General features: G+C 57.0%; 1 protein-coding gene. It reads right to left on the bottom strand.

Features of this window, described 5'->3' with window-relative positions; all coding sequences use genetic code 11:
* The coding region (locus tag CWM53_RS01455; RefSeq protein ID WP_165785001.1) for a UvrD-helicase domain-containing protein at positions 1 to 572 on the bottom strand (572 nt) is incomplete at both ends.

Raw genomic sequence — 572 nt, 5'->3', positions numbered from 1 at the left:
CTGCCAAAAGGTGGTAAATCCTGGCCAAAGACAAAACGAAAGAGGTGCCACTGCAGGGCGAACCCCACAGAGTCAGCCTTAAGTTGCTCGACCAGCGAGCCAAGTTTGCGCAGCCCGGCTCCGGTGTCGATAGCCCACCCCGGAATATCGGGCTTGCTCCCGGTTGCTTTGCCAATGATGCTTAAACCCAGCGCATGGAAGGTGGATGTTTCAACTTCAACCCCATGCAGCCCCGCACGCTGAAAGGCGTCCCTGCAGCGTTGATTCAGCTCTTCCGCTGCTTGCTTGTTAAACGCCAGCATGACAATTCGTTCCGGACGCACAATATCCCGGCTAATGGCATAGGCTGCCCGGGCGACCATGGTTGAGGTTTTACCGGAACCGGCAGAGGCAATAACCTGGACTTTATTGTCAAAACAGACCACGGCTTTCGCCTGCTCCGGGGTGAGCGGTTGGCGCTCAACGGTATCAAACAAGGATTTATTGGCGATGAGTTCGCGCGCGGTATGCCGCGCGTTACGTTGGCGCCATGCCGCGCGATGGTCCATCTGCCAGAGCATGAGTGTCGCTTC

It is taken from the genome of Klebsiella sp. A-Nf5 (assembly GCF_002810545.1).
GTDB lineage: Bacteria > Pseudomonadota > Gammaproteobacteria > Enterobacterales > Enterobacteriaceae > Klebsiella > Klebsiella variicola.
This window is presented reverse-complemented; position numbering and strand designations above follow the sequence as displayed.